Annotated in this window: 21 protein-coding genes; 8 read left to right on the top strand and 13 right to left on the bottom strand. The window is 67.1% G+C overall.

What is annotated here, in order from left to right; genetic code table 11:
- Nucleotides 1-135: 135 nt before the first annotated feature.
- From CDO46_RS24555 to CDO46_RS24545, 3 genes are read left to right on the top strand one after another with little or no spacing between them, the layout of a single operon-like run.
- Nucleotides 136-1,164 carry a CDP-6-deoxy-delta-3,4-glucoseen reductase gene (locus CDO46_RS24555; RefSeq protein ID WP_087841197.1) on the top strand — a complete coding sequence of 343 codons (1,029 nt, stop codon included), beginning with the start codon at nucleotides 136-138 and terminating at the stop codon, nucleotides 1,162-1,164.
- A 34-nt stretch (nucleotides 1,165-1,198) separates the two neighbouring features.
- Complete coding sequence (locus tag CDO46_RS24550; RefSeq protein WP_087841196.1) at nucleotides 1,199-1,732, top strand: VOC family protein; 534 nt, start codon at nucleotides 1,199-1,201, stop codon at nucleotides 1,730-1,732.
- Nucleotides 1,729-2,625 carry a fumarylacetoacetate hydrolase family protein gene (locus CDO46_RS24545; protein WP_087841195.1) on the top strand — a complete coding sequence of 299 codons (897 nt, stop codon included), beginning with the start codon at nucleotides 1,729-1,731 and terminating at the stop codon, nucleotides 2,623-2,625. The genes CDO46_RS24550 and CDO46_RS24545 overlap by 4 nt, the downstream gene beginning before the upstream one ends.
- 23 nt (nucleotides 2,626-2,648) lie before the next feature.
- Here CDO46_RS24545 and CDO46_RS24540 read toward each other — a convergent pair whose 3' ends face one another.
- Nucleotides 2,649-3,554 (bottom strand): LysR family transcriptional regulator, encoded by a 906-nt coding sequence (locus CDO46_RS24540; protein WP_087841194.1) that lies wholly within the window; start codon nucleotides 3,552-3,554, stop codon nucleotides 2,649-2,651.
- A 204-nt stretch (nucleotides 3,555-3,758) separates the two neighbouring features.
- Here CDO46_RS24540 and CDO46_RS24535 point away from each other — a divergent pair, with 204 nt between their 5' ends.
- Nucleotides 3,759-4,937 (top strand): ABC transporter substrate-binding protein, encoded by a 1,179-nt coding sequence (locus tag CDO46_RS24535; RefSeq protein WP_087841193.1) that lies wholly within the window; start codon nucleotides 3,759-3,761, stop codon nucleotides 4,935-4,937.
- Between the two features lie 27 nt (nucleotides 4,938-4,964).
- On the opposite strand, the gene CDO46_RS24530 is transcribed toward CDO46_RS24535, so the two are convergent.
- The 12 genes from CDO46_RS24530 to CDO46_RS24475 form a co-directional block, all read right to left on the bottom strand.
- Nucleotides 4,965-5,720, bottom strand: coding sequence for a YoaK family protein (locus CDO46_RS24530; RefSeq protein ID WP_087841192.1), 756 nt, complete (start codon nucleotides 5,718-5,720; stop codon nucleotides 4,965-4,967).
- Between the two features lie 103 nt (nucleotides 5,721-5,823).
- On the bottom strand, nucleotides 5,824-6,426 hold the full coding sequence (locus CDO46_RS24525; RefSeq protein WP_087841191.1) for a DUF2894 domain-containing protein: 603 nt from the start codon (nucleotides 6,424-6,426) through the stop codon (nucleotides 5,824-5,826).
- A complete protein-coding gene (locus tag CDO46_RS24520) occupies nucleotides 6,419-7,054 on the bottom strand; it encodes an OmpA family protein (RefSeq protein WP_087841190.1) in 636 nt (211 codons plus the stop codon). The genes CDO46_RS24525 and CDO46_RS24520 overlap by 8 nt, the downstream gene beginning before the upstream one ends.
- Entirely contained in the window at nucleotides 7,054-9,639 is a 2,586-nt protein-coding gene (locus CDO46_RS24515) for a DUF802 domain-containing protein (RefSeq protein WP_087841189.1), read from the bottom strand. Before CDO46_RS24515 ends, CDO46_RS24520 begins: the two co-directional genes overlap by 1 nt.
- A gap of 10 nt (nucleotides 9,640-9,649) precedes the next feature.
- Nucleotides 9,650-10,390: a DUF3348 domain-containing protein gene (locus CDO46_RS24510; RefSeq protein WP_087841188.1), complete on the bottom strand. Its 741-nt coding sequence runs from the start codon at nucleotides 10,388-10,390 to the stop codon at nucleotides 9,650-9,652.
- A gap of 111 nt (nucleotides 10,391-10,501) precedes the next feature.
- The gene (locus CDO46_RS24505; protein ID WP_087841187.1) at nucleotides 10,502-11,194 is read right to left on the bottom strand and encodes a PAS domain S-box protein; all 693 of its coding nucleotides are present in this window, start codon (nucleotides 11,192-11,194) and stop codon (nucleotides 10,502-10,504) included.
- Nucleotides 11,195-11,216: 22 nt separating this feature from the next.
- On the bottom strand, nucleotides 11,217-11,612 hold the full coding sequence (locus tag CDO46_RS24500) for a type II toxin-antitoxin system VapC family toxin (protein WP_087841186.1): 396 nt from the start codon (nucleotides 11,610-11,612) through the stop codon (nucleotides 11,217-11,219).
- A complete protein-coding gene (locus CDO46_RS24495) occupies nucleotides 11,609-11,869 on the bottom strand; it encodes an AbrB/MazE/SpoVT family DNA-binding domain-containing protein (RefSeq protein WP_087841185.1) in 261 nt (86 codons plus the stop codon). Before CDO46_RS24495 ends, CDO46_RS24500 begins: the two co-directional genes overlap by 4 nt.
- Before the next feature lie 76 nt (nucleotides 11,870-11,945).
- A complete protein-coding gene (locus tag CDO46_RS24490; RefSeq protein ID WP_087841184.1) occupies nucleotides 11,946-12,632 on the bottom strand; it encodes a GntR family transcriptional regulator in 687 nt (228 codons plus the stop codon).
- A gap of 63 nt (nucleotides 12,633-12,695) precedes the next feature.
- A complete protein-coding gene (locus tag CDO46_RS24485) occupies nucleotides 12,696-13,652 on the bottom strand; it encodes a tripartite tricarboxylate transporter substrate binding protein (protein ID WP_087841183.1) in 957 nt (318 codons plus the stop codon).
- 2 nt (nucleotides 13,653-13,654) lie between these two features.
- A complete protein-coding gene (locus CDO46_RS24480) occupies nucleotides 13,655-14,056 on the bottom strand; it encodes a RidA family protein (RefSeq protein WP_087841182.1) in 402 nt (133 codons plus the stop codon).
- A gap of 72 nt (nucleotides 14,057-14,128) precedes the next feature.
- Entirely contained in the window at nucleotides 14,129-15,058 is a 930-nt protein-coding gene (locus CDO46_RS24475) for a LysR family transcriptional regulator (RefSeq protein ID WP_087841181.1), read from the bottom strand.
- A gap of 143 nt (nucleotides 15,059-15,201) precedes the next feature.
- On the opposite strand from CDO46_RS24475, the gene CDO46_RS24470 reads away from it, so the two are divergent.
- The 4 genes from CDO46_RS24470 to fhuE all read left to right on the top strand — a co-directional run bounded on the left by CDO46_RS24470 (nucleotide 15,202) and on the right by fhuE (nucleotide 22,168).
- Nucleotides 15,202-16,173: a tripartite tricarboxylate transporter substrate binding protein gene (locus CDO46_RS24470; protein ID WP_176400841.1), complete on the top strand. Its 972-nt coding sequence runs from the start codon at nucleotides 15,202-15,204 to the stop codon at nucleotides 16,171-16,173.
- Between the two features lie 984 nt (nucleotides 16,174-17,157).
- The gene (locus tag CDO46_RS24465; protein WP_087841179.1) at nucleotides 17,158-18,267 is read left to right on the top strand and encodes a bifunctional transcriptional activator/DNA repair enzyme AdaA; all 1,110 of its coding nucleotides are present in this window, start codon (nucleotides 17,158-17,160) and stop codon (nucleotides 18,265-18,267) included.
- A 120-nt stretch (nucleotides 18,268-18,387) separates the two neighbouring features.
- The gene (locus tag CDO46_RS24460; protein ID WP_165963270.1) at nucleotides 18,388-19,755 is read left to right on the top strand and encodes an LssY C-terminal domain-containing protein; all 1,368 of its coding nucleotides are present in this window, start codon (nucleotides 18,388-18,390) and stop codon (nucleotides 19,753-19,755) included.
- Nucleotides 19,756-19,972: 217 nt separating this feature from the next.
- The gene (fhuE, locus tag CDO46_RS24455; protein ID WP_087841177.1) at nucleotides 19,973-22,168 is read left to right on the top strand and encodes a ferric-rhodotorulic acid/ferric-coprogen receptor FhuE; all 2,196 of its coding nucleotides are present in this window, start codon (nucleotides 19,973-19,975) and stop codon (nucleotides 22,166-22,168) included.
- The last annotated feature ends 5 nt before the right edge of the window (nucleotides 22,169-22,173 follow it).

The raw sequence follows: 22,173 nt of genomic DNA, 5'->3' as shown, positions 1-22,173 counted from the left end.
CGGACGGCCCCTTCATTAATGCTGCTAATACCAAGCCTTCTCTTTCAACGATAGTTCCCCGGGCCGACCGTCATTAGACTGGCGTCGAACACGATGACTGCGCCGCGGCGACGTACCGGGCGCAGGTGGAGAGACATGGACTACACCATCACCCTGCATCCCAGCGGCCACACCTACGCCTGCCCGCCCGGCACCCCGGTGCTGAAGGCCGGCCTCGACAACGGGCTGTTCATGCCCTACAGCTGCCGCTCCGGCATCTGCCGGACCTGCCGCGCCACCATCGTCGAAGGCCGCGTCGACTACGGCGACGTGCATCCCAGTTGCCTGGACGAGGACGACAAGCGCCAGGGCTACGCGCTGCTGTGCAAGGCCACGCCGCTCACCGACCTGGTAGTCCAGGTGAACGAACTGGATCCGGCCGATGCCATCCGCTCGAAATACATGCCGGCCCGCGTGCTGAAGATGGAACGGGCCGCCGACGACGTGATGATCGTCACGCTGGGCCTGCCCATGAACGAGCCCACGCTGTTCCGCGCGGGCCAGTACCTGGACATCCTGCTGCAGGACGGTACCCGCCGCAGCTATTCCATCGCCAGCGTGCCGAACAACGAGGGCGTCCGGCAGGTCGAACTGCACATGCGCCACCTGCCGGGCGGACGCTTCACCGACCACGTGTTCGGCGCGATGAAGCTGCGCGAGATCCACAAGCTGGAAATCCCGCTCGGCTCGTTCTTCCTGCGCGAGCACAGCGACAAGCCCATGATCATGCTGGCCTCGGGCACGGGCTTCGCCCCCATCAAGTCCCTGATCGAACATGCGCTGGAGCGCGGCATCCGCCGCCCCATCACGCTGTACTGGGGCGGCCGCAGGCGCGGCGACCTCTACCTGCACGATCTGGCGCAATCGTGGGCCGACCGGCACGGGCACGTGCGTTTCGTGCCCGTGCTGAGCGAGCCCACGCCCGCCTGCGCCTGGACCGGGCGCACGGGGTACGTGCACCTGGCCGCGATGGAGGACTTCCCCGACATGTCCGGCCACCAGGTCTACGCCTGCGGCGCGCCGGTCGTGGTCGACGCGGCCCGCCGCGACTACGTGGCGCGCTGCGGCCTGCCCCAGGACGAATTCTTCGCCGACGCGTTCCTGACCGCCGCCGACAAGCGCTGACATCCGTACCCACGCCTTGGAACAAGGAGACATCATGCTGCCCGAAAATTGCAGGGTCGATACGCCGGCCCACGACTCCGTGGTCAAGCCCTTCTGTCTGGGCCACGGCACGCTGGAGTGCTACAGCCTGAAGGCCTCGCGCCGGTTCTACGAAGAATTCCTGGGACTGGAATGCGTGCGCCACGGCAAGCCGGCCATGGCGGTGCGCCTGGCCATGCGCTTCCACATCATCTGCGTGGAGGTCGGCGACCAGGTCCATCCCGCCAACCTGCTCAACCACTGGGGCCTGGACCTGCCCAGCCGCGAGGCCGTGGACCAGGCCCACGCGGACGCCGTGCGCCTGCAGGACAAGTACGGCATCCGCCAGGTATTGCCGGTGCAGGACATGCACGGCGTGTACTCCTTCTACCTCGAGGACCTGGATCACAACTGGTGGGAGCTGCAGTGCTACGACAACGGCTTCCAGCACGACGACCTGTTCGACTTCGGCGACCGCTTCTCGATGGACGACGCCGCCGACATCGGTTCGCTGGAAGAACTCAAGATCCGCAACCAGGGTGACGCATGATCCAGCTCGTGACCTTCCTGCACGACGGCCAGAGCCGTACCGGCCTGCTCCACGAGGGCAACATCTACGCCTCGCCGCGCTACCCGCGCGTGCAGGACGTGCTGGACGACTGGCCGCGCGCCGACGGCAAGCTGGCCGTGCTGGCCGGCGACCTGCCGGGCCGCGAACCGGTCCGCGGCGCCACCCTGCTCGCGCCGCACCCCCACCCGCCCACCATCTACTTCGCCGGCGCCAACTACCGCGACCACGTCGAAGAGATGCAGCGCGAGCTGTCCATGCCGCTGGAGATCGACCCCAAGGGCGCGGGCCAGATGCCCTGGCACGCCATCAAGGCCTCGGGCGCCACGGTGGTCGGGCCCGAGGCCCGGGTGCGCGTGCCGAACGGCTCCCCCCAGCTGGACTGGGAACTGGAACTGGGCGTGATCGTGGGCAGGACCGCCAAGGACGTGGCCGTGGACGAGGCGATGGACTACGTGGCGGGCTACGTGGTGGCCAACGACCTGTCGGCGCGCGGCCATTTCGGCCGGCCCGGCGTGGCCGAGGGCTCGCCCTTCAAGTGGGACTGGATAGGCCAGAAATCCTTCGACGGCGCCTGCCCGATCGGCCCCGCCATCACGCCCGCGCGCTTCGTGCCCGACCCCATGAACCTGGCCATGAAGCTGTGGGTGAACGACGAACTGATGCAGGATTCGAACACGTCGCGCATGCTGTTCAGCATCGCCGATCAGATCGCCCACCTGAGCTCGCGCCTGACGCTGCTGCCGGGCGACCTGATCCTGACCGGCACGCCGGCCGGCGTGGGCGCCGCGCGCAAGCGCTTCCTGAAACCGGGCGACGTCGTGCGGCAATGGATCGAGCACATCGGCGAATTCCGCTTCACCATCGCGCAATGAACCCGCGCGCGCACGCCCTGCGCTCAGGGCCGGAAGCCGATGCCGTCGATGCAGTCGACCACCTGCGCCCGGAACCACTGGCTGGCCGGATCCTTGTGGAAACGGTCATGCCAGTACAGCGCCACCTCGAAATGGCCCAGCGGCAGCGGCACCGGCTTCACCGCCAGCGGGAAATACTTGCACAGTTCCACCACCAGCGACTCCGGGCAGGTCCAGATCAGGTCCGAGTTCAGCACCAGGTGCGGGGCCGCCAGGTATTGCTGCATGCGCACCTGGATCCGGTCGCGGGCGCCCACCTCGTTCAGCGCCCGCTCCAGCAGGATGTGGCCGCTGCCGGCGTACTCCACCAGCAGGTGCTGCTGGGCCACGAAGCGCTTCTGCGTCAGTTCCTGCCTGGCGATGGGATGGTCCCGCCGCATCAGGCACAAGTAGCGCTGCTTGAACAGCACCTTCCGGTGGATGTTGCGCTCGAGCGCCGGCAGGTAGCCCAGCGCGACGTCGATGCGGCCGGTCGACAGGCCCTGCACGGTCTCGTCGATGGGCGCGAACACGACGTTGAGCTTGACGTCTGGCGCGGCCCGGGCGATGCGGGTGTACAGGCTGGGCAGCACCACCACCTCGCCCACGTCGCGCGTGCGTATGGTGAAGGCCCGCCGCGACTGCGCCGCGTCGAACGACGACAACATGCCCGACGTCTTGCGTATCGCGTTCAGCGATTCGAGCAGCGCGGGCGCGATCTCGGCCGCCAGCGCCGTGGGCTCCATGCGGCGGCCGGCCAGCACGAACAGCTTGTCCCGGTACTCCTCGCGCATGCGCTTGAGCGCGCTGCTGACCGCCCCCTGCGTCACGCCCAGGTTCTCGGCGGCCAGGGTAACCGAGCGATCGCGCCACAGCGCCTCGAACACATACAGCAGATTCAGGTCTTTCACGTCGCGGCTCCGGTCGCAACCCAGGAAAAACTATCAATTCCGCTAATAGCCTGGAATCACCGCCGGCCCATGGATGGCGGGCCGGCAGGCGCGGATACTGGCCAACCAACGGCACAACTATAAAGCACGGTGATGCCCGGTCCGCAGGCATGCGGGCATGCCCCAATAGGGCTGCGGGCAGGACATTCAACAAGGGAGACACACATGCGACGCACTCTGGCATTGACCCTCGGCCTGGCCGCCGCGGCCGCCTGCGGCACGGCGGCGGCCGAACTCAGGATAGGATTCCTGGCCACCCTGTCAGGCCCGTCGGCCGACGTGGGACAGGACCAGTACGACGGCTTCATGCTGGCCGTCGAGCAAATGCAGGGAAAACTGGGCGGCGTCGCCACCCGGGTCGTCCGGGAAGACGACCAGATGAAGCCCGAGATCGCGGTCCAGGCGCTGACCAAGCTCCTGGACCGCGACAAGGTGGACGTGGTCACCGGGCTGACCTACGCCAACGTCCTGATGGCCCTGCAGGGGAAGATCGCCGGCACGGACATCCCCTTCATCGGCTCGGTGGCCGGCCCTTCGCCCACGGCCGGCGCGCAGTGCAAGCCCAATCTCTTCATCACCTCGTGGCAGAGCGACGCCACCGCCGAGGCCATGGGCAAGTATCTCCAGGACAAGGGCATCGATCCGATCGCGATCCTCGCGCCGAACTTCCTGGGCTCCAAGGACAAGGTCACCGGGCTGAAGCGTTTCTATCGCGGCAAGATCGCGCAGGAAACCTATACCCCGCTCACCCAGCTCGACTTCTCGGCCGAGCTGTCCGCCACCGGCAACTCGGGCGCCAAGGGGCTGTTCGCCTTCTTCCCGGGCAGCCAGGGCGTCAGCTTCGTGCGCCAGTACCAGCAGTTCGGCATGCTGCAGAAGTTGCCCATGTATTCGGTGCACACCGTCGAGCCCGGCAGCGTGAACGCCATGGGCAAGGCCGGCGTCGGCGCCATCGTGGCCGAATCCTGGCAGCCCGGCGCCGACAACGACGAGTCGCGCCGCTTCGTCGCCGCCTTCGAGAAAAAGTACAAGCGCACGCCGACGTCCTATGCGGCGTTCAGCTATGACGCCGCCATGCTGATCGACGCCGCCGTCCGCGCCCGCTCGGGCGACGTGTCCGACCGCCGCGCGCTGGCCGCCGCGCTGCGCGGCGCGCCGTTCAAGTCGGTGCGCGGCCCCTTCCGGTTCAACCGCAACAACTACCCTGTCCAGAACTACCACATCTACCAGGTGGTGGAAGGCACGGGCGGCAAGCCCGCCTTCAAGGTGCTGGTGCCCAACGTGCTGGCCGACCACGAGGACGCCTACGCGCGCGACTGCGCGCTCAAGGCCGAGGGCGCGTGACCATCACGCCGCCGCGCGCGGCACCCCCTAGTGGTGCCGCCAGTACCCTTGCAGGTCCTCGGCCACCGGCATCGCCGCCAGCAGGCCCAGCAGCACCGCCAGCGGCACGGTGGACACGAAGCCGAAATAGGCGAACGACAGCGCGCCGCCCACGCCGCCGGCGAAGAACAGCCCCACCAGCATGCTCAGCACGCGCAGCTTGGCGCGGTCGGCCCGCACGAAATGCCCCGGATCGGCCTCGCGCGAGACGTTCCAGTAGAACAGCTTGCCCAGCTCGATGCCGATGTCGGTCACCATGCCCGTGACGTGGGTGGTGCGGATCTCGGCGCGCGAGATCTTGGTGATGATGGCGTTCTGCAAGCCCATGATGAAGCACAGCAGCATGACGGTCGCGGGCACCGCCAGCCAGCGGAACTGCTCGATGTTGCCGCCCAGCAGACCGAAGCTCAACAGGAGCCCGGCCTCCAGCAGCAGCGGCAGCGCATACTCGCTGGCCAGGCGCGAGCGGCGGCCGAAGTTGATCAGCACCGCCGAGGTCGCGGCCCCCAGCACGAAGAACAGCAGCGCGGCCAGCCCCTGCAGGAAGAAGGCGATGCCGCCCAGGGCCAGGTGATCGGCCATGGACGACAGGATGCCGGACATGTGGGAGGTGTACTGCTGCACCGCCAGGAAACCGCCCGCGTTCACCGCGCCGGCGACGAAGGCCAGGAAATAGGCGAGATGGCGGTTGGCCTGGGGCGTGCGTTCGACGGCGGTCAGTCTGCGTAGGTAGAACAGGGGCATGGCGCGGGCATTCCGGGAACGGCGGCGGCGCATGGGCCAGCAGAGGCCGCGCCGGGCGACCCGCCAAGCATAGACGTTTTCCCGCGCCCTGCGGGAGCCGGCTTCAGTCCGGCTTGCCCTTGCCGCCCTTCTTCGGCGCCTCGGCGCGCGCAGCAGCTCCCAGCAACAGGTCGGCGCCGCTCATGCGCTCCATCCACGACAGGGTATCGGCATACGACAGGAAATGCCGCAGGTATCCCGGCGCCAGGTCGTGCATCAGCATCAGCGATTGGTGGACGAGATGCAGCGAATTCAGCGGCCCGGCGTTCTCGGGCACGTTCTCCAGGGCCTGCCGCAATTCCCGGCCCACGCGCAGCTCGGCCCACAGGCCACGGAAGTAGTCCAGCACCGCCATGTCGCCGGCGGCATCCTGAAGCGCGGCGCCGTTCGCGGACAGGAGATCCACCAGCGTGGTCAGGCCGTCGGCGGCCACGGGCGCCGCCACGGCCTCGCTCGCATCCGCGGCCTGCGCCACGTCACGGGCATAGTCCGCCAGTGCGGCGGCCAGCTTCTCGTCCAGGACGCGGCGCGCCTCGCCCTCGTGGCCGGATGCCCGCCGCGCCAGCGCCTCGATGAAATGGAAACGCAGCGGGTCGACGCGATCGGCTCCCTGCCCCCGCCAAGCATCGAGCAGCGCCGCCGCCTCGGTAACGACGTCCTTACTCACGGCGCTGGGAAGACCGGGGCATGGGCGCGATCTCCACGCGCCGGTTGCGCGAACGGCCGTCCTCGTCGGCGTTGGGCGCCACCGGCTGCTCGGCGCCGAAGGCCGCGGCAAACACCGAAGACGAAGGGATGCCCTCGTCGATCAGGGCGCGCGTGACCGTCAGCGCCCGCTGCGCCGACAGTTCCCAGTTGTCGGCGAAGCGGCGGTTGCCCTCGCGGATCTGCCTGTCGTCGGTGAACCCGCTCACCATGATGATCTCATCGCGGGCCTTCAGGTAGGCGCCCAGCGGCCCCACCAGGCTCTTGAGCAACTGCCGGCCCTCGGGCTGCAGGGCGTCGGAGTTCAACGCGAACAGCACGTTGCCGCTGATGCCGATGCGGCCATCGACCAGCGTCACCCGTCCCGCGGCCAGCGGTCCGGCCAGCGCCTGCTCCAGGGCCTGCCGCCGCTGCGCCTCGCCCTGCCTGCGCTGCACCTCTTCCTCGAGCTTGGTGGACAGCTCCAGTTGCGTGCCGATCACGCCCACCAGGAGCAGCACGAAGGCCCCCAGCATGACCGACATCAGGTCGCCGAACACCGCCCAGACGGGCGATGCCGGCTCGACGTTGGATTCGATATCGTCGGCCATCAGGTCGCGTCGCCCACCGGCGCCCGTTGCGTGTCGAGCTGCCGCAGCTCCTCGACGATCTGTTTCTGCGACATCATGCTCAGGTCGATCACGTCCTTGGCCTGCGCCACGTAGTAGGCAAGCTGCTCGTCGCTACGGGCGATGGCCTTGTCCAGCGCGCCCTCGATGCCGCGCAGATGCTCCATCAGCTTGTCGCTGGACTCGCCGAACAGCTTGACCGCCTGGCCCAGCGCCTCGCCCAGGCTGGCCACCTCGACGGCGCTGCCGGTGACCTGCGCGGCCACGGACTCCAGCTTGTCGGTCTCGGCGCCGACCTGCTCGGTGAAGCGCGTCCCCACCCGTTCCAGCATCTCGGCCGACGCCGCCACCAGCGCATCGACCGCCTCCCGCTGTTCGGTGCTGGCGTGGTTGACGGTGTCCAGCAGGCTGCCCACCGTCTGCAGCAGGCGCTCGCGCTCTTCCAGCATCGCGTTGTCGCGGGTCATGCCGTCGGACAATTGCTGCCGCAGTTCGCCGATGATCCGGGCCGCCGCCAGCGGGGCTTCCGAGGCTGCCTGCACCAGCCGCTCGATCTCGGCGATGGTGGCGCGCGCATGGGCCTGGGACTCGGCCGTCATCTCGCCCGCCGTCCGCGCCAGCGTCTCGCAGACTTCCTGTTGCCGGCCCGCGATCCGCTCGCCGGCCTCGCGCCATTCCTGGCTGAGCGACCCGGCCAGGGCCTCCAGGGCGCCGGTCCATGCCGCCTGCCGCGCCTCGTCGCGCGCGGCCAGCTCGGACCTCAGCTCGCCATGGGCCTGTCCCACCGTGTCCAGCAGCGAAACCGCGTGGCGCTCGAAGGTGGCCGCGGCCTCGGCCAGCGCCTGGCGCGTGTCGCCGGACAACTGCTCGCTGACCTGTCCATGCCGCGCGAGCGCCTCGTTCCAGGCGCCCGATACGTTCTGGACCGTGGCCTCGAGCTGGCCGGCCACGCGCTCCACCAGGCTGGCCGCCCCTTGCTCGAAAGTGGCCGCGAAACGCTCGAAGGACGCACGCATGTCGCCGGCCAGGGCCTCGCCCGTGCGCCGGTGCTCGTCCAGCGCCATGCTCCAGGCACCGGACACCGTCCCGGCCGTGGCATCCAGCCGGGCGGCGATCCCGTCCACCAGCCCCGCCGAACGCTGCTCGAAATCCCCCGCCAGCCGCTCGAAGGACGCACGGACGTCGCCGGCCAGCGCCTCGCTGGTACGCTGGTGCCCCGCCAGCGCCGCATTCCAAGCCTGCGACACCTGGCCGGCCACGCCCTCCAGCCGCGCGGCCACGGTTTCCACCATCTCGGTCGAACGCCGGGCGAAGGCCTGCGCGACGCCGTCGAAGGTGGCGCGCAGTTCGCCCGACAGGGTCTCGCTGGTCTGCTGGTGTGCCGCCAGCGCCGTCCCCCAGGTCGACGACACCTTGTCCACCGACGCCTCCAGGCGGGCGGACACGCCGTCGACCAGGCTGGCCGAGCGCTGCTCGAAAGTCCGGGCGAATCCGTCCAGCGCCGCGCGCAGGTCGCCGGCCAGCGCGTCGCTGGTCCGCCGGTGCTCGCCCAGCGCGGTGCTCCAGGTACCGGCCACCGTGGCGGTGCTGGCTTCGAAGCGGCTGGACAGCGTGTCCAGCTGCCGCTGCACCGCCTGCGTGACCGTCTGGTGCAGGCTGGCCGTCTCGCGCGCCAGGCCGGCCATCGCGGACTCGACCACCGGCTGGATCGTGGCGCCGGCCACCCGCGCGCTGTCGGCCAGGCTTTCCTTCAGACTTTGCTCCACCGAACCGGCCAGGCGCCGGTACTCGGACTCGACCCGGCCGTGGAAGCTTTCCTGCCCGGCGGCCAGGCGCTCGCCCAGGGCCTCGTTGTGTTTGGCCACGGACTCCGCCAGTGCCTGCAGCCGGTCGACCAGCGCCGGCATCAGCTCCGCCTGCCGCTGCAACAGCTTGAACGACTCCTCGCGCTGGTGGGCCAGCGAATACGGCCGCAGCACCGTCGCGATGCGCGTATCCAGCGCCTGCGCCGCCTGCAGGCGCTCGCGCCGGCACAACGAGGCCAGCAGCCCCAGCATGGCCGATGCCGCCACGCCGGCCACCGACGTCCCGAACGCGAAGCCCAGTCCCTTGACCGGCGCCGCCAGCGACGCCCGGATCGCCTGCAGGTCGGTCGCGCTCTCCAGCGCCACCCCCGTGCCACGCAGCGTCGCCACCATGCCCAGGAACGTACCCAGCATGCCCAGCAGCACCAGCAGTCCGGCCAGGTACGGTGTCAGCGCCGGGCCCGGCAGCCCCACCCTTTCGCCCTCGACGCGCAGCCGGACGGCGTTGCGCAGCGAGGGGTGCACTTGCTCCAGCCACGTCCCCAGGCTGGATGGCGGGGACGACAGGTCGGCCGTGGCCCGCGCCAGCGAGGACGTCGCCTCGTGGAAGCGCCGCAGTTCCAGCCCGCCCAGCACGTAGAACGCGGCGATCAGCAGGATCACCGCCAGCGCCAGCAGGTTCGAGCCGACATAGCCCACGCCCACCCAGCCCACGACGGCCAGACCCACGAAGAAAACCACGAAAGGAAGATATCTGCTCATCTAGGACGAATCAGCTTGCGCGAAGGGCCGCCAGCAGCCCCTCGACCGGTTGAAATCGGAAATCCAGTTCGGCCAGCAGGACGCCCCGCATGTCCGCGCGGAAGGTGTCCAGCCAGGGGCCGGGATCGTTGCTGGCCGGCGCGCCGGCCTCCTGCGTCTTCTCGGCGGGATCCCGGCCCGCCTTGCGCAGGCGCAGGAAATGGCCTTCCAGCAGGCCGGGCACCGAGGCCAACAGGTTGCGCTCCTGCGTGCCCAGCACCCGCTCCATGACGGCGTCCACGGCCGCCAGCCGCGCCATGTCGGGCGACCCGGCGGCCAGCATGGCGCGCAACCGGCCGCGCAGGGCCGCGATGCCGGTCTCCATCTGCTGCTGCTTGGCCAGGTAGCGCTGGCGGTAGCGGGAAAAATCGGTGTCGTCGTCCGGATCGACCAGAAGCGCCGGATCGCGACGATGGCGGCTGCGCACCGGGCGCAGCACCCTGTCCTGCTCGATGGCCTGGGCCAGTTCGTCCCGCACCCGCACGCAGTCCTCCCGCGCGGCCGTATCGCAGGCAGGCGTGCTGGCGGGCGCCGCTTTCGCGTTGCCGCTCAGCACCGCGGACAGCGCGATGGCATCGGTCCAGCCGAGCCACAGGCTCAGCCGGTCGGCAAGCGGCTGCCGGGGGGTGGGAACGTGGGCGTGCGCCAGGCGGGCAAGCAGGCGGACGAAAGCCGGACCGCTGGCGCCTGTGCGCCCGGACATGTGCGCCATGGGACCGGACGGGCAAAAGCCGGAAGTTTACACGGCCGGCCGCCCGGCAAACCGCCTGGGGCAACGGGAACAGAAGTGGTTACATCTGCATTGACAGAGCGGGAACAGGCCCTAGTCGGCCACTTCGATCTTCCGGTAGACCTTGAACCCCTGGCTGCGCACCGTCGACACCGGCAATTCCAGCCCGCACGCCTGTTCCACCTTGCGCCGCAGACGGCGCATCTGCGTATCCAGGCGGCGCTGGTCGTAGTCCAGGAAGTTCTCGTCCAGCGCCTGCACGATGGCCTTGCGCGTCACGCACTCGCCGGTGCCGTTGGCCAGGGCGCGCAGCACCTTGTAGTCCTGCGCCGACAGCGGGATCGGCCCGAATCCGGGCGGGGTAAGGCTGGGCGGTGCCGAGGAAAGCCGCCATGTCTCCCCTGCCGCCGCCGGCTTCAGGCGCTCGTCCGGCAGTACCTCGTCGCGGGCGGAAATGTCGCGCGCCACCGCCACGCGATGCGTCTTGTCGTCCGACAGCCGCGCCGACCACATGATGTGGGCCACGCTGCCGTCCTTGCGGACATAGCGGTTTTCGAAATAGCGCTGGAGATAGCCGGCCTCGATGCGCTGGACCGCCTGCAGCGTGCGGGCGCGGTCATCGGGATGGACGAACTCGATCATGCGGCGGCCCAGCATTTCCTCGGGCTTGTAGCCGAAGATGCTCTCGCCCGCCCCCGTGATCGACAGGAAACGGCCGTCGTGGTCCACGACGCAGATGGCATCGAGCAGCAGGTCCAGGACTTCGGCGGGCGGCAGCTTGGCCATGGGTCATTCGGGCAATGGTTCGTCAAAGCAGCTTTGCAGAATACCCCTGCTTTGTTAGCAGAGACACCGCCTTCTTGTCGAACGACACAAAGGTTTCCGCGCCGAGCCACGTTCCGTCATAGGCAATTACCCCATCGGCAAAATCGCCGCCGGCCTCCAGCAACGCCAGGCCGGCCTCGGCCGCAGGACGATTGACAACGACGTTGTTCGTGCTCAAAAGCGCGCGGATCGCCACGGCGATATCCGCGCGGTCCACCTCATACCGACCGCGCAACACCCAAACGACTTCGCACAGCGTCTGGAGGCTCACCGCCACCATGTCAGCGGTTTCCAGTAGCTCGATGGCCCGGGTCGTTTGGGCTTCGTCATCGTCAACGATGCTGCGAAGGATGATGTTCGTGTCGGCGGTAACTTTCATTGCCCATCGGCCTTCATGGCACCTTCCGCTATCGCATCGTTGATGTCCTCGATGCTTAGCTTGGCGCCGTTGGTCTTGCCTTTCAGGATGCCGCGCAATTCCCGGAAGGATCCTTTCCGCTCCGCGGCTTTCAAGGAGGCCCGATTATCCGGCAGCAGATCCAGTTCGATCTTGTCGCCCGGCTTGATCCCAAGGTGTTGCAAGACTTCCTTCCGGAAGGTGACTTGGCCCCGGGCGGTCACGGTCAATATGCTCATGGCTTACCTCCATTACCCGGTCATTGTAATGCAATTTTGCATTACATGAAAGATAAATGGAAGGTAGTCGGAGAACTCAACCCAGGTACTTCTGCCGGATCGACCCCACGTGCGCTTCCATCGTCCGCACGGCCCCGTCGCGGTCGCCGCGCCGGATGCAGTCCAGCAGATCCTCCAGCTCCGCCACGTTCGCGCGCTCGCCCGCATCCACCTTGGGGCGGAACCACAGCAGCATGGAACGATCGAGCAACAGCGCCGCGAAATCCGACAAGGTGCGGTTGTCCGCCGTGTCGTACAACAAATGATGGAAACGCCGGTCGACCTCCATGCCGCCCGCGTGGTCCTTCTGGCGGTAGCGTTCCCAGCCGGCGTCCACCAGTTCCTGCAACTGCTCCACGATCTCCGGACGCATGCGATCCACCGCCAGCCCCGTCAGGAAAGGCTCGATCAACTGCCGCGCCGCGATCAGTTCCAGGAAACCGTCCAGGGTCTCGGCCTTCACCAGCAGCCCCTTGCGCGGAAGGATCTCCACCAGCCCCTCGCGCGCCAGCCGGTGCGTGGCCAGGTGGATGGGACTGCGGCCCAGGCCCAGCCGCTGGCACAACTGCGCGACATTGATGTGCTCGCCCGGCCGCAGCTCGTGCGACAGGATCATCCGCTTGACCGCCACGTAGGCCTGCTCGCCCAGCGAGGGCGAGCCACCGGCATGTTCATCGCCGTCGCGGGCGGCGGCAATACGCGAGGTCTTCGAAGGTCTGGGCATGCGGATGGATGAAGCGTGGCAAGTGCGCCCGCGATTGTAGCCTCGCGGGCGCCCCGCCTCGGCTCATTCCGGCTTGAGTCCCGCCTTCTCCACCGCCACGCGGTACTGGTCCGACTGCTGCTGCAGGAAACGCGCGAACTCGGCCGGGGCCGAGGGCTTGGCCTCCATGCCTTGCTGCTGCAGCGTCTTCTGCACCTCCGGGTCCTTCAAGGCCTGGGCGAACAGGTCATGCAGACGTTCCACCCGGTCCTGCGCCACGCCGGCGCGGGTCAGCAGGCCCATCCAGGTTTCCGACGAGAACCCCTCCAATCCGGCCTGGGCGAAAGTCGGCACCCCGGGCAGCGCGGCCGAGCGGCTCGCCCCCGACACCGCCAGCGCCTTCAGCTTGCCCGCCGCGATGTGCGGCGCCACCACGCCCACGTCGCCCAGCGTCGCGTCCACCTCGCCCGACAGCACCGCCATCGTGGCCGGCGCCGAGCCCTTGTAAGGCACGTGCAGCATCTCCACGCCCGCGCGCTGCTTGAACAGCTCGAAGCCCAGGTGGCCCGACGAGCCATTGCCGAAGGACGAAAAACTCGCCTTGCCCTGCTGCGCCTTCGTCCAGTCGATGAACCCCTTCAGGTCCTGGGCGGGCACCTTGGACGAGACCACCAACACATGCGGATTCGAGGCCAGCGCCGTCACCGGCTGGAAATCCTTGCGCGTATCGAACGGCAGGTTCTTGATCAGATAGGGATTGATGACGAAGCTCGCCGCCATCATCAGCACAGTCTGCCCATCCGCCGGCTTGGCCAGCAGCGCCTGCGTGCCGATGACGGTGCCGCCGCCGGGACGATTCTCCACCACCACCGACACTCCCGCCGCTTTGCCCACCACCTGGGCCAGCGCGCGTGCCAGGGCATCGGACGATCCGCCCGCGGCATAGGGCACGATCAGCGTCAGCGGCTGCGAGGGAAACGACTGCGCCATCGGGGCAGTGGATGCCAACGACAACGCCAGACCCAACACGAGTTTCTTCATGATCAGCCCCCCGCGCCCAGTCTGGCCTGGCCCTGGATCTCGACCAGGATTTCCGGCTTGGCCAGCCCCTTCACCTCGACCAGCGCGCAGGCCGGAAAATCGCCCGTGAAAAACTCGCGGCGCGCCTTCCACACCCCCTGGTTGCCCGACATGCGCGTCACGAACACCGTCAGCGTGACCACGTCGTCGATCTTGCCGCCCGCCGCTTCCACCAGATGCTTGATCTTGGCGAAGATGAACTGCGATTGCTCGTACTCGTCGCTGCCCTGGATGGTTTCGCCGTCGTTGGCGCGAGAGGTCAGGCCCGACAGGTAGAGAGTGTCGCCCACTTGCAGGCAGTTGGACCAAAGGCCGGGGGCGGCTTCGGCGACGTGGGGGGTGGTGATGCGCTGCTTGCGTGGCATGAAGGGCACTCCTTGTGAAATATTTGTGATATTTCACAATCATTCCACAAAAACCCAGCCACCGCTACCCGGTCATGCATATGTCGCAGCGGCATGCCTGGCCGCCTGGCCGATCACTCCCCGGAACCACTGGTGGAAGGCGCTGCGCTGGGTACGCTCGTGCCAGTACAAGGCATTGCTGACACGCGGCAAACGGCCCGGGAAATCAACCATCCGCACCGGAAATGCCTCCTGTATCTTCAGCGCCACGCGACGCGGCACCGTGGCGACGGCATCGGACACCATCAGCGTGCCGAGCAGTGCCATCAACCCTTGGGCATGGATGCAGACCGCCAGACTCTGGCCATGCTGCTTGATGAACTCGTCGATCACCCGGCCCGAGGTGGTACGGCCGCTTCCCAGCAAGCGCGCGTGCGGCAAGGCGACGTAGGCGGGCAATGTCAGCCGCTCGGCCAGCGCCCGATTGCCGGGCCCGCCGATCACCACCACATCGTCCTCGAACAGCGGCATGGCCCGCACCGAGGGCTGGGGATCGCGCACCCACCCCAGCCGGAAATTCACGTCGCCCGCGGCCAGCAGCGCATCGATGCGCCGCTGGTCGGGCGAACGTATGCTCAACGTGACGTACGGGGCATCGCGCCGCAGCACGGTCGCTATGACCGGCAGGAGCAACTGCTCCAGATACTCCGGGGCGGTCAGCACGACCTCGCGCCGCTCGCGCAAGGGATCGAAATCCTCCTGCGACGCCTGGATCTGCGCGACCTCCTCCAGGAAACGCCTGGTCTCGCGCTCCAGGGCCAATGCCTTTTCCGTCGGCTGCATGCCTTGCGGGCTGCGCACCAGCAGCGGATCGCCGAAGGTCTTGCGCAGCCTGTTCAGCGCCTGCGTGATGGCCGGCTGCGAAACGCCCACCACCAGCGATGTGGCCGTCACCCCTCGCTCGGTCATCAACGTCAGGAAAATCTGCAGGGTACGAAAGTCGACATTGGCCAACGGGTGCATAGAGGCTCCCTAATAGTGGGCAAGCGCAGTCTCGAACCTGCGCCCATTAGACGCCGCTTATTTCCTTCATAAGCGCCACCCCGCCGACACCCCGTTCGACGGCGCGTAGCATGCCTGCCAAATACAAGCATAAGGAGGCAGCGATGAAACCGACCTGGCTACTGGGCGCCCTGTTGGCGGCCTGTTCCACGCTTGCGATCGCCAGCGAAGCCAAGAGCTATCCGGCCAAGCCCGTCAAGCTGATCTTGCCCTTCCCCACCGGCGCCACCTTCGTCGTCGGCCAGATGCTGGCCGAGCGGCTGACACAGGAACTGGGCCAGCCAGTCGTGGTGGAAAACAAGTCCGGCGCCGGCGGACGCATCGCCATGGAACACGTCGCCAAGTCCCAGCCCGACGGTTATACCCTGCTGCTGACCTCGCCCACACTGACGATTACCCCCGCCATCAACCAGAGCCTGCGCTTCGACCCCTTGGCCGATCTGGCACCCGTGGCCATGGTCGCCGAGGTGCCCAACGTATTCGTGGTCAATCCACAGAAATTCGGCCAGGACGACTTTTCCGCCCTGCGCGCACGGCTAACCGCCCATCCGGGCCGGTTCAGCTACGGCTCCGGCGGCGCCGGATCATCCAACCACCTTGCCTTCGAGAAATTCAAGGCATTGACCGGCACCGACATCCTGCACGTCCCCTACCAGGGCGCCTCGCAGGCGGTGACCTCGGCGGTGGGCGGACAGATCGACATGGTGATCAACGGCTTGCCCAGCTCCGTGCCCCTCATCAAGGGACAGCAGTTGAAAGCGATGTTCGTATTGACTCGCGAGCGCCAACCCCTGTTGCCCGACACCCCGTCCGCGGTCGAAGTCGGTTTGCCCGGCATGGTCGTGACGACCTGGTACGGCGTGCTCGCGCCGCAAGGCACGCCATCGCCCATCGTCGACAAGATTGCCGCCGCCATCAAGCGAGGATTCTCGGCCGCCGAGGTCCGCAAACGCCTGGCGGACAACGGCATCGAAGTCGTTTATGCCAATCCGCGCGACTTCTCCAACTTCATCAAACAGGACTACACCGCCTGGAAGAAAGTCGTGTCCGATGCGGCCATCAGCGTACAGAACTGAGCTCCTTGCCTTGCTTAATCCTGTTCTACGGCAACCTGGGCGGGCCGCGAAAGAATCTGCGGCCGCAGTCGAAATGGGTGTCGTCCGCGACAGCTCCTGGGCGTAGTCCACCCTTTCAACACCATCGTTGCCGACGTTGCCGACGCGGTGTCCCCCCAGGTAGTAGTAGGAGTGCGAGCGGTTACCGCGTGCGCTGACCAGTTCCCCCGCCGCGTTCGTTTCACTACCCAGATACTCGTCCCGCCGCAGCACTCGTCCATCGCCGTCGACGAGATAACGGAACTCCCGTTTGCCCACGACATCGGTCGCGCTCTTGACGTTGCCGTTTACATCGTAGGTGAACCGCGAGAAGCCCGGCGCCCAGCCGGACTGGCCGTTGTCGCCTTGGGCCTTGACCTCTTTCTGCTTGGCGCTGTCCCACCATTCATAGGTATAGCTCGTCGTGGTCTTGGCAGAGCCACCGCCCTCGGACACCACCGTACTCAAGGAACCTTCTCCCGAGTACGTGTAGGTCGTCGTCCTTCCCGTCAGGTTGTCGGTTTCCAGCGTCTGCAATCCATCCGCGTCCCAGGTCCGCGTCGCATCCGTACGCACGCTGTTGTTCTCGTTGCGTTCGATATAGCGCACGACGCGCCCGGCCGCATCATTGAGCCGCTCGGCCCGCACGACCCCGCCAATGGTCACTGTGGTCAGGTAGCAGTTCGCGTCATAGGCATAGTTCTCGGTATGCGCCGGCGTTTGACTGTTGCCGGCATAGGTCGCCGACAAACGCTGTCAACCATCCTGCCGCAGTCCTATCGACTCCAACCAGCATGCTGTTGTAGGTATGGTTCCCAATGCAGACTGTTGGAAGCGGCCGGTTCGCAGATAGAATCAGCCTTATCCCTGCTTCCGGACAATAAGAAATACTCGTCCATTTTTCGGTTGTGACGCGCCCGGGCCAAACTCCATACTGGCCCCATTCAGACAAGCCGCCCTCCGACCATGCTGATCACCGACAACCGGCAAATCGACACCTACTACCGCGCCCTGCTCGACCGCGCCGCCGATCACGTAGGCATCTTCTATGTCGGCGTAAGAACCACCGGCGTGTTCTGCATCGCCACCTGCCGCGCCCGCAAGCCCAAGCGCGAGAACGTGGTGTTCTATACCGACTTCAAGGAAGCGCTGGATGCCGGCTACCGGCCTTGCAAGGTATGCAGGCCGATCGAGAACGCCCATGCCGCGCCGCCGGAAGTGGCCGAGGCTGTCGACTGGGTGCGCCGGCATCCCAAGGAGCGACTGAGCGATTGGCAGCTCAGGCAGCGCGGGCTGAGCCCCGAGCGGATCCGGCGCTGGTTCCAGCGGCACCACCGCATGAGCTTCCAGGCGTTCCAGCGTTCGCTGCGCATCAATGCGGCGCTGGAGGAATTGAAGACCGGCCGCCGTGCGACCGACGCCGCGCTGGACAACGGCTACGAGTCGCTCAGCGGCTTTGGCTACACCGTCAAGAAGCTGACCGGCGGCGCGCCTACGGCCGAGGCCAGCGTGTTGTTGATCCATCGCTTCACCACGCCGCTGGGCCCGCTGTTCGCCTGCGCCAGTGAGCGCGGCCTCTGCCTGCTGGAGTTCGTGGATCGCCGGATGCTGGAGACCGAGTTCAAGGACCTGCAACGGCTGCTGCGGGCGCGCATCCTGGCGGGCGAGAACGCGCATACGCGGCAGGCCGAGCGCGAGATCGGCGAGTATTTCGCGGGCGTGCGGCAGCGGTTCGATCTGCTGCTCGATACCCCGGGCAGCGAGTTCCAGCAGTCTGTGTGGCGGGCGCTGCAAGCCATTCCCTATGGCCACACCGCCAGCTATGCCGAGCAGGCGGCGAAGATGGGCAGGCCGCAGGCCGTGCGCGCGGTGGCGGGCGCCAATGGCGCCAACCGGGTGGCGATCGTCGTCCCTTGCCACCGGGTCGTGGGCAAGGATGGGGCGTTGACCGGCTACGGCGGTGGCCTGGCCCGCAAGCAATGGCTGCTGGAGCATGAGCAGCGGCTGCAATGCTCCGCGGCAACCCGGCCGCACTTCTGTCACGGTCAAGGTGGGCCAGGCCAACATAAAAAATGATCGTTATTTGAAAATCGGCAAGGTTATGAAATGGTTTTGCGGCATCATTGATGCTTTTGCCACCAGCTTGGCGCAGTGGGGGTGATCGCGCGGTGCCCCCTATCGATGCGAAGGGGGACCATGAACAAGCCCAGCGCCCTTGATACCCGATGGATGGACGGTGCGGCCGCCTCGGCGCGTGCCCTGCTCGGCGCGCTCGCCCTGTCCCTGCTGTCCGCCTGCGCCGGTCCGGCCGCCTCCCCGAAAGACTCCCAGGCTGCCTCTTCCATGGATCCGTCCCAGGCGGAACGAAGCTACCTGGATCGCGCGAATCGCCAGGCGATGACACGCGGCCAGGTCACCGTCAGCGTCGCGGCGCTGCGCGACGAGGAAAGCGCAGCCAGCTTCGGACTGCCCCTGGCCGAGCATGGCGTGCAACCCGTCTGGGTCAGGATCGAGAACCGCAGCACGCTTCCCTACTGGTTCATGCCGGTGTTCATGGATCGCGACTTCTACTCCGCGCGCGAGGCCGCCTATCTTTTCCACTCGGGCTCGGGCGGCGCATCGGCGGCGCAGATCGAACGCCAGTTGACCGCGCGCCAGATCAAGGTGCATGTTCCGCCCGGCCAAACGGTCAGCGGTTTCGTCTACACCAATGTCACGCGGGGCATCAAGCTGGTCAACGTCGAGCTGCTGGGGGCCCGGCATGTGCTGCGCTTCGACTTCGCCAGGGAACTGCCTGGCGGCGGCTTCGACTACCAGACCATCGATCCCGAGCGGCTTTATCAGCCGGAGCGCCGGGTCCGGGTCGACCTGGCTTCGCTGGGCTCCGCCTTGCAGAAGCTCCCCTGCTGCACCACCAATGCCCAGGGCAGCGAGCAAGGCGATCCGCTGAACCTGGTGATGGTCGGGTCCGAGCATGACGTGCTGGTCGCGCTGGTCCGGGCGGGATGGGATTTCACCGAGACCATCAACGCGTCCAGCGTCGGCCGCATGATCGGCGTGTTTGCCTTCGGCGGCAGCTATCGCACGTCGCCGGTCAGCGCGCTGCATTTCGCTGGCCGTCCACAGGATTTCTCCATGCAGCGCGCGCGGGCCAGCATCTCGCAGCGCAATCATCTGCGTCTTTGGCTGACACCGTTGCAGGTGGACGGCGTGCCGGTCTGGGCTGGCCAGATCAGCCGCGACATCGGCGTGAAGGTCACCACCCGCTCCCCCACGCTGACGACGCACGTGATCGATCCCGACGTGGACGAAGCCCGCGACTACCTGCTGCAGGACATGCTGATGACCAGCAACGTGGCACGCTGGGGCTACGTCGACGGCGTGGGCGAGGCCAGCCAGGCGCAGCCTCGCGCCAACCTGGCCGGCGATCCGTATTTCACCGATGGCCGGCGGCTGGTGCTTTTCGTGGCGCAAAGCCCGCGCGCCATGCAGGACGCCGAATTCGTCCAGTGGCATCCGCATGCGGATGGCTGCGATCCCGCCAGGCGCCATTGCGGCAAATGAACTAGAAACGCCTGATCGCCCGCCCCCGCCGGACGGGAACACCACTGTTGCCTCTAGCAAACATTCGAATAAAAAGTAAACACAAGTACAAATAAAAACAATTATCATTCACAATTCGCAAGGGGGAATCCGGTTTTCCAGCGCCGACGCTGGCGACGTGCCGCCACGGCCGTTCGCCTCCGGATCTTGTGCGCCCGTTCAATGCAGACCGACCATCATGAGGGAGAAAATGGCAGCCCGCCCAGCCGTATCCGTTCAACTCAAGCGACTCAGCCTGTGCATGGCCGCAGCCCTTCCGCTGTACGCGTCGGCGCAGGACGCACCAGCCGTGCTGCCGGAAATCAAGGTCAACGCCGCCCCCCAGGGCGAAGACTCGGCCACCACTGAAGGCACCGGGTCGTACACCACGACGGGCCCCTCCCGCACCGCCACTCCGCTGGGCCTGAGCCTGCGCGACACGCCTCAATCCGTGACGGTAGTCACGCAGCAGCGCTTCGAAGACCAGCGGCTGCAAACCATCACCGACGTGCTGAACAACACCACGGGCGTCTCGGTGAACCAGTACGAGACCCATCGCGCCCAGTTCAACGCCCGCGGCTTCGACATCAACGCCCTGATGATCGACGGCGTGCCGACCACCTGGGACCAGCCCTGGAGCTCGGGCGAGATCTTCAGCAGCCTGGTGACGTATGACCGCGTGGAAATCGTGCGCGGCGCAACCGGGCTGACCACCGGCTCGGGCAACCCCTCCGCGGCCGTCAACATGGTCCGCAAACGGGCCGGCAGCAAGGAATTCACCGGCGCCGCGGAACTGGACCTGGGCAGTTGGAACCAGCGCCGCGGCATGGTCGACCTGTCCACTCCCGTCAATACGGCCAAGACGGTGCGGCTGCGCGTGGTGGGCGAACACGCGGAGCGGGACAGCTGGGTCGATCGGCTCAGCAACAAGAGCCAGACCCTGTTCGCCACGCTGGAAGCCGACCTGACCAGCAACACCCTGCTCACGGCCGGCCTGAGCTACCAGAAGAACAAGGCCCGCGGCCCGATGTGGGGCGGCCTGCCGCTGTGGTACAGCGACGGCACCCCCACCAACTGGGACCGCTCCAAGAGCGCGGCGGCCGACTGGACGCGCTGGGACACGACCTACCAGACGTATTTCGCCTCGCTGCAGCACCGCTTCGACAACGACTGGCGGGTCAAGCTCAGCTACAACCGCAGCGAACGCAAGGCCGACTCCTACCTGCTCTACCTGTCGGGCGCGCCCGACCGGACGACCGGGCTGGGCATGACCACCTTCGCCGGCTCCTATGACGTCAAGACGACGCAGGACGACGTGGCGGTGCAGGCCGACGGTCCGTTCGAGCTGCTGGGACGCAAGCATCAGCTGGCCTTCGGCTACGTCTACGCCAACCAGAAGTTCAACGCCGATGCCCGCGCGGCCAATCCAGCGGGCGGCCTCGCACCGGACTTCAACGCCTGGAACGGCACCTTCCCGGAACCCAGCTGGGGCGCTCCCACCTTCTACGAGAACGGCACCACCACCCAGCAGGCCATCTACGGCGTCGCGCGCTTCAATGTGACCGATCCGCTCAAGGTGATCCTTGGCGCCCGGATGACGAACTACCGGAAGAAAGGCGACGTGGCCTACAGCGGCGCCTACGAGGTCAAGAGCGACAACGAGCTGACGCCCTACGCCGGCGTGATCTACGACCTGAACGACCAGTACTCGCTCTACGCCAGCTACACCGACATCTTCCTGCCCCAGAACGCGCGCGACGTGACCGGCCGCTACCTCGACCCGGTCAAGGGCAAGGCCATGGAAACGGGCATCAAGGGCGAGTTCCTGGATGGCCGGGTGAATGCCTCCGCGTCGGTGTTCCACATCAAGCAGAACAACCTGGCGCAGCAGACCACCGACACCGTGCCCGGGACCAACCCGCCCGAGACCGCCTATCGCGCCGTGGATGGCGCGACCAGCAAGGGCTTCGAACTGGAAGTCGCGGGCGAACTGGCCCCCAACTGGAACCTGAGCGCCGGCTACACGCACTTCCGGGCCAAGGCCGCCGACGGCACGGACGTGAACAGCCTGTACCCGCGCCGGCTGTTCCGCCTGTTCACCACCTACCGCCTGCCGGGCGCATGGAGCGGGCTGACGCTGGGCGGCGGCCTGAGCTGGCAGGGCAAGACCTACACGCACGCGACGAACCCGCTGGGCACGGTCGAGAAGGTCGAGCAGAAGGACTACGCCCTGGTCGGCCTGATGGCGCGCTACGAGATCAACAAGCAGATGACCGCGCAGTTGAACATCAACAACCTGTTCGACAAGCGGTACTACGGCATGTTCGCGGCCTACAGCCAGCTCACCTACGGCGCGCCGCGCAACGTCACGGTCAGCCTGAAGTACAAGTTCTGAGCCCC

It is taken from the genome of Pigmentiphaga sp. NML030171, assembly GCF_002188635.1.
Classification (GTDB): Bacteria; Pseudomonadota; Gammaproteobacteria; order Burkholderiales; family Burkholderiaceae_B; genus Pigmentiphaga; species Pigmentiphaga daeguensis.
The sequence above is the reverse complement of the archived record's forward strand: the minus strand, read 5'-3'. Positions and strand labels throughout refer to the sequence as shown.